This window comes from Psychrobacter sp. 1U2, from assembly GCF_051847575.1.
In genome coordinates this window covers 1-674 of sequence record NZ_JBPYDC010001192.1, presented here as the reverse complement: position 1 = coordinate 674, position 674 = coordinate 1, and the positions used below count along the sequence as shown (strand labels likewise).

The 674-nt window shown below is 46.4% G+C and carries 2 protein-coding genes; both read left to right on the top strand.

The features are described from left to right. The first annotated feature begins 20 nt into the window (after positions 1-20). On the top strand, positions 21-401 hold the full coding sequence (locus tag ACS8FD_RS21145) for a hypothetical protein (protein ID WP_439277312.1): 381 nt from the start codon (positions 21-23) through the stop codon (positions 399-401). A gap of 34 nt (positions 402-435) precedes the next feature. Then, positions 436-674: hypothetical protein (locus ACS8FD_RS21140; protein ID WP_439277311.1), on the top strand; the 239-nt coding region annotated here is incomplete at its 3' end.

Here is a 674-nt window from a genome sequence, read left to right as displayed (position 1 = left end):
ATCGCCGCTATCAACATGGCCTGGCTAGTACGTTTTTGCTCATCGCCATGTCAGCGCATGCGGCGCCATCAGTGAGCAATACTGATTCCGTAGCAACGTCGTCTGCCACCAATCAAAACACTTCTGTCCAGTCAACATCAGACCAAACATTGTCAGCTAGCAATACTTTAGCCGCACAAATTCAGCCTTCAGATAAAGCCTTATCTGAGGCCAATCAAGCGCTACTTAGTCGCAATGCGCAACTGCAAAGACAAGTAAATGATTTGCAGACACAAGTAAACGTTTTGGTTTATGAGAGCAAAGGTCAATTGTTTTTATACGGTGCGTTTACTGTTTTGATGAGCTTGCTTGTCGGTATTTTTATCTCATGGCTGGTGTTTGTCCGCCGTGAGCGCTGGTAGCTCTTTGTTATTGCCTTCTCTAATGTGATCGCCTATGTCTAACGCCTCTTCAAAAAATAGTAGCGCTGCCACGATACCTATGCAGCACCCTACCACACCGAATATCCACGCATCAGCTATCACACCTGCCAAGATCAACTGGCAGATGGACGATACGGGTAATAAAGTGCCGGTATCAGGTGAGTTTGATGATGTGTATTTTTCGCATGCCGATGGCCTTGCAGAGTCGCGTTATGTGTTTTTGGCACACAATCAGTTGGTTGAGCGACTGAC